The sequence below is a fragment of the Streptomyces sp. NPDC044002 genome (assembly GCF_056434525.1).
This window is the reverse complement of record NZ_JBWKEZ010000018.1, coordinates 1-5041: the sequence shown is the minus strand read 5'-3', so window position 1 is coordinate 5041 and position 5041 is coordinate 1. Positions and strand designations below refer to the sequence as shown.

Below are 5041 nucleotides of genomic sequence, written 5' to 3'. Positions count from 1 at the left end.
CTGGCCGGGCGCCGAAGGGTTTTCGGGGGAGGGGCCGGGTCAGGTGGAACGGAGAGGGGGGGCCCGTGGGGAGTGGGCCAGGCGGCGGCCGGGGGGCGGCGGACGCCTCCCGGCCGCCAGCAGCCGACCCGGCCACCGCGCCGTCCCGGCAGATCAGTCCCCTTGCACCGTTGGTGTGCCACTCCTCCGGTCACGGCCTTCAGACCGGCGCCGAACGTCGGCGGGGTCGTTCGCTGCGCCCGCTGCTACTTGACGCGGACGGGGAGGAGCTGGACGTCCTCCAGGCCGAGAGCGGCGATGGCCTTGTCGATGGCGGGGCGCAACGGATCACCCTCGATCAGAGGGCTCACCACCGTGGCGGACTGCACGAGCGCGACGGCCAGCTGGATGACGTCCGCGTGGCCGAGCTCGACGGCGTCGAGACGGATCTGCAACGTGCCGTCGTCCAGCTGCTCCACATAGGCGCTGGCGGTGTTGATCGTGGTGTGCGACAGCCCGGACAGATGCGAGTACACCGGGTAGATGTCGGCAACGTCGTAGCGGTCGAGCATGTCGTAGAAGTTCCCCAGCTCGTGCTTGAGCTTGGCGTGGAGGGCTTCCTCCGCCGGGGTGCGGGTCACCGCCGGCTGCTGCGCGGCGACCCGGTCCAGTTCGGCACGGAACTGGGAAGCCGCAGCCCAGCCGGTCTCCTCCAGCTTCTTGCACAGCTTCTCCCGCTCGTCATCCCCACGGGCAACGAGGGCGTCCACGGCGGCATCACCGTTGTCGGCGAGCCAGTTGATCGCGTACGCGTGGTTGAGGATGTTGCGCACCAGTGGGGCGATTTCGACCGTGAAGCCCTGCTCGGCGAGAAGCAGAACGGCCTCGGCGGTACGGCAGGTGAGACGCCACCAGCTGTAGATCGGACCGAACACTCGGGCCTTCTCCGTGGGGACTTTCACGCCGGTGGCCACCGCCTGTTCGGCGGCATTCAACAGGTCCTTGGCGGTTGCGCGGGCAAGGTCGGCGCTCTCGCGGTCATTCTTCAGGCTCGACATGGCAGGACTCTAGGCCTGCGGATCGCCGGCGGGTGCGCACCGTCGCGAATCCTCCGGAGAGGACAGATAAAGACCGGAAGTGATGCATAGCTGGTATAGTTGTCTTGTGGGTTGGTGGTGGCAGCCAACCAGTGCCGAAGACACGATCGAGAGGATCTCTGATGACCATTGCTATGACGGATCGTTACGACCCCGCACCCGGCACCGAGTACCCGTTCGCCATCTCGGACATCGCCCGCCAGGCGGTGAAGCTCCTCGGCGACGACTGGCACGCCGAGTCCGGCTACTGGGGCGTCGTCGGCGAAATCACGACCCGGGACGGCGCCCGATTCATCGTGGGGGTGGACCACGAGGGAGACCTCTACGTCCACGCGGACAAGAACGTCGAGCCGACCTTCCTCATGGAGTACTTCGACTGCACCAGCGCCTCGGACGGCCTGGAAGAGGTCACCAAGCGCGTCGTCGCGGTGATCCTCGACATCGCCTGACCACGTCCCTCACTCCCGCCCCGGGCGCCAGGGCGCGCCCGGGGGCACGCCCCCTTCGAAGGAGCCGTCATGCGATACCTGATCACGGACGACCACGGAACTGTCCTCGCCACCGTCGAAGCGCCCACGGAGGGGGCGGTGTCCATCGCCATCGAGCGGGCGGACGAACCCGACCTGCTCTTCGCATCAGCCGACCTGTACGGGGACGGACGCGTGCACGTAGGGCACTGGCCCAACGGAGTCGAGTGGGAGGCGCTGCTGTGCGCAACCGGCGTCCCGAACCCGTACGGATCCGGGAAGCTCCACGAACAGCCGTGCCCCGCAACGGTCGCAACCGGGTAATCGCCCCGATACACCTCCCGTATGGTCCGAACCCGATCAAAGTCCGTGAGCAAACGCGGGGAGCTGTTGTTGATGAAGATGAAGAAGCTGACTCCGGCACTCGGGGGCGCGGCCGCAGCAGGGCTGTTGATCTTGGGGAGCGGTACCGTCTCCGCCGCGACGCAGACCAGCGTCGGGCCAGCGCGGGCGAAGGCCGGCTGCGCCCTCGACCCGGCGGTGGCTCACGAGAACGTCAAGATCAGGGAGACCGCCAAGGTCAGCGCCACCGCCTTGGGGCTTCTCCCGAAGGGAGCGAAGGCGACCTACGCGGCCTGCGAGGTGTCGTTCGGAGAGAACTACTCGCTCTGCGGCTGGAAGGGCGACAACCGCTGGTCCTACATCACCTACCGGGGAATCAGGGGCTACGTACCCCTCGCCTGCGTCGTGTAGCCCTTGGCCGGAAGGGCAGTGCATCTGGGTCGCCACCCGTCAACATCGGTGGCGGCCCTTCGACACACTCAGGAGTGATCCCGAACGTGGGGCGGTAGGCGGCCCGTGGCAGGAAGAGCCCCGTCGCCGCGCCCCAGAGCGTGACCCCGGCCACGAATAGCGTCATGCCCACGTCAGCCCCCTTATCCAGGCTGTCACCGGGTTCCCCCTTCATCGACAGCGGTGTAGGGGGTGAGGTCGACACCGGCTTCCCGGGCTTCCTTGAGCCGGATCGACACCAGCCCGGCGGAAACCGACAGCTCCGCCGCGATCTCGTAGCCCTTCAGCCCCTGCCGGTGAAGCTCGACGATTCGGTCCCGGCGCTGCTGGGACCGGCCCTCGTACTCCGCGCGTTCCTCGCAGACCATGCGCAGCACGGTCCGTGGGGACACGCCAAACCGGTTAGCAAGCTCACGTGCTGTCATGGGACGGCGCTCACGCCTGGGCCCCTGCGTCACGACGTCCCCCTCATGTAGTCGAGCATGGCGGCGGTGCGCTCGTCCCGGCGCGCCGCGCGCGCTTGGCCGCTCTTCTTGCCGCGGGCGGACTGGATGGCGACGAAGGTGGCCTCGTAGACGGCCGCGCCGTCCTTCCACATCTTCGACCGCGTCGTGATCCACCGGTGGATGCTGTTGGCGATCGCGCGCGCCTCCACCCCCGGCAGCGGTTCCGCGAACTGGGTGTTCCGGGTGTGCACTTCCGCATGAATCGCGGCGTGGAGGGTGTCAGGGCTGCCGAAGTGGTGGCGAACCTCGCGATATGCCCAGGTCCGGGCCGTCTCGAAGATCGAGCAGTTGCGCCCCAGCCCCGTGATGTTGGTGCGGAAGCGCTTGGTCTCCCGCCAGCGCGCTGCCGGCATGTGGCCGCCCAGCGCCTCCTCCAGGCCGCCGAGGGTGTGGAGTCCGCCGTGGAGCCATGCAGTGCTCCAGTCCGTGTGCAGCGGGTTCTTCGTCATCAGTCCCGAGTACGCCGCATCCCCGTCCAGCGCGCGGCGCAGTCCCTCGGTGACGGCTGCGGCGTAGGCGAGGGGCTTGCGCCGGGCGTACTCGGTCCGCGTCACTGCCTCCGCCAGGGCCCACACCGCATGAGCGTGCCCGTTCACCGGGTTCTCCACGACCGCGTTGGGCAGCGGGTGCGATCCCACCGACGACACCGCCCGCAGCACCGCGTCCGTGTGGTCCACGTCCACGACGAGGAGATTGCTGATGGCCGACGGGTTCGCCTCCACGTACCGGCGCGTCATCGCCACCGGCCGCGGCTCCCGCCAGATCCCCTCCTGCAGTCGGTTCGTCGCGTACGGCCGCAACGGCAGCCACAACTCGTCCCACTGCCCCACAGGCAACTCCGCACTCATGAGCTGATCATCCCGAGCCGCACGGGTCGGATGGGCCCGGACACGCCACTAACTTCAAAGTCCGTCACGAACCAAGTCAGATGATTCGGGGTTCCTGAGCGGTGCCTCTCCGGCCCAGCAGCCACCTGCAGCCTCTAGCTGTGGCTCACAGATTCAAAGTACGACACGAACCAAGTCAGATGGTTGGGGTTCCTGAACCCCAACCACTCACCTACCCCTGACCCCCGACGGGGGGTGATGCCGGGCGTTGGGGGTGGGGCGGACGATGTGTGGCGCAGCTAGACACGAGTGACGAATCACTGTTATTGTTTTCTCGTTGGGTCGATGGTGGCAGTCGGCCTTCCCCGAGTTCGTATCTCGCCCAAGGAGACAACCGTGAAGAAGCCCGTCCTTTGCTGCGCCACCCACGTGTGGGCTGGCGATGTGGACAAGGCCACCGAGCACTACGCGACCTATCAGGAGACCAGCGCGGTGCAGCTCGACGAGATCGCCGACCGGCTCGAAGCCCGCAACGCGGTTGGGGATTTGCAGGAGGCGAAGGAACTGCACGAGAACGCCGCCTACAACCGCGAGCTCGCCGCGCGGGCCCGCAGCGCCGCCGGCCGCGAGCACCTCCGCCGCACCGGCCTGTGGCTCACGCCGTCCTGTGTGCACAGGACCCGTACCGGGGCCTGACTGCCGGTGTTCCCCTGAGCCCCGTGGCCTCGTCGGCCCTTCGGGCGCCGCTGTCCGGCGGCGCCCGAAGGGCCTGGGCACGGGGGTATTTTGACGGTGTGGTAGCCGGTGTGGTGGTTGTTGGGGGAGGCCCGAAAGGGCCTCTTTCTCTTTTCCGGGGTGGGTTCCTATTCGTTTCCCGAGCCGGGCCGAATTTCTCTCCCATTTCCTGACGCGTCATCAGGTTCAGGGGATGGGACGCTCCGTCCGTGACGTGTTCCCGGGATATCGGATCGGCGTATCCCGAGCGGAGCATTCGAATTCCAGGCCTCTTGGATGTCGGCCGTAAGGCCGCCCCGGAATTCGGCCGTGCGCCCCGTTGCATTGAACCCGGTCGCCCGTGAGGGCGCCCGCCCCGCGCACGGTGCCCGGCAGGGCACTGAAACCCCCTCAGAAAACCCCCGGCACCCTCCCCCCGAACCCTCCCACCCCACACCCCGCCCCACCCCGGACTCCCGCACACACCCCCTCCCAACCCCCACAGGCCCCGACAGGGGCCCACACCCCCCACCCACACCCCCGCCAACCCCCCAACCAGCCACCACACATGACACCAAACCCCAGACCCTAGCCACACCCCCACAACAAAACACCCCCCACCCCCAAGGCTCCGAAGGAGCCCACACCACCCACCACCC

7 protein-coding genes are annotated in these 5041 nt (G+C 68.0%); 4 read left to right on the top strand and 3 right to left on the bottom strand.

The window, feature by feature from the left end; translation table 11 throughout:
- Positions 1–245 precede the first annotated feature (245 nt).
- On the bottom strand, positions 246–1037 hold the full coding sequence (locus AC07A6_RS15920) for a DUF5677 domain-containing protein (protein WP_478777454.1): 792 nt from the start codon (positions 1035–1037) through the stop codon (positions 246–248).
- Positions 1038–1198: 161 nt separating this feature from the next.
- Here AC07A6_RS15920 and AC07A6_RS15915 point away from each other — a divergent pair, with 161 nt between their 5' ends.
- The 3 genes from AC07A6_RS15915 to AC07A6_RS15905 all read left to right on the top strand — a co-directional run bounded on the left by AC07A6_RS15915 (position 1199) and on the right by AC07A6_RS15905 (position 2296).
- The gene (locus AC07A6_RS15915; RefSeq protein ID WP_478777453.1) at positions 1199–1525 is read left to right on the top strand and encodes a hypothetical protein; all 327 of its coding nucleotides are present in this window, start codon (positions 1199–1201) and stop codon (positions 1523–1525) included.
- A gap of 69 nt (positions 1526–1594) precedes the next feature.
- Positions 1595–1867, top strand: a complete 273-nt coding sequence (locus AC07A6_RS15910) for a hypothetical protein (RefSeq protein ID WP_478777452.1) — start codon at positions 1595–1597, stop codon at positions 1865–1867.
- A gap of 72 nt (positions 1868–1939) precedes the next feature.
- Positions 1940–2296, top strand: coding sequence for a hypothetical protein (locus AC07A6_RS15905; RefSeq protein ID WP_478777451.1), 357 nt, complete (start codon positions 1940–1942; stop codon positions 2294–2296).
- Between the two features lie 194 nt (positions 2297–2490).
- On the opposite strand, the gene AC07A6_RS15900 is transcribed toward AC07A6_RS15905, so the two are convergent.
- Positions 2491–2727, bottom strand: a complete 237-nt coding sequence (locus AC07A6_RS15900; protein ID WP_478777450.1) for a hypothetical protein — start codon at positions 2725–2727, stop codon at positions 2491–2493.
- A 62-nt stretch (positions 2728–2789) separates the two neighbouring features.
- The gene (locus AC07A6_RS15895) at positions 2790–3689 is read right to left on the bottom strand and encodes a replication initiation protein (RefSeq protein ID WP_478777449.1); all 900 of its coding nucleotides are present in this window, start codon (positions 3687–3689) and stop codon (positions 2790–2792) included.
- 375 nt (positions 3690–4064) lie between these two features.
- On the opposite strand from AC07A6_RS15895, the gene AC07A6_RS15890 reads away from it, so the two are divergent.
- A complete protein-coding gene (locus AC07A6_RS15890) occupies positions 4065–4364 on the top strand; it encodes a hypothetical protein (protein ID WP_478777448.1) in 300 nt (99 codons plus the stop codon).
- Positions 4365–5041: the final 677 nt, after the last annotated feature.

What these genes read in the sequence shown, in the direction of transcription:
- AC07A6_RS15920 (WP_478777454.1), bottom strand. Translation starts at nt 1,037, where the DNA reads ATGTCGAGCCTGAAGAATGACCGCGAGAGCGCCGACCTTGCCCGCGCA.
- AC07A6_RS15915 (WP_478777453.1), top strand. Translation starts at nt 1,199, where the DNA reads ATGACCATTGCTATGACGGATCGTTACGACCCCGCACCCGGCACCGAG.
- AC07A6_RS15910 (WP_478777452.1), top strand. Translation starts at nt 1,595, where the DNA reads ATGCGATACCTGATCACGGACGACCACGGAACTGTCCTCGCCACCGTC.
- AC07A6_RS15905 (WP_478777451.1), top strand. Translation starts at nt 1,940, where the DNA reads ATGAAGATGAAGAAGCTGACTCCGGCACTCGGGGGCGCGGCCGCAGCA.
- AC07A6_RS15895 (WP_478777449.1), bottom strand. Translation starts at nt 3,689, where the DNA reads ATGAGTGCGGAGTTGCCTGTGGGGCAGTGGGACGAGTTGTGGCTGCCG.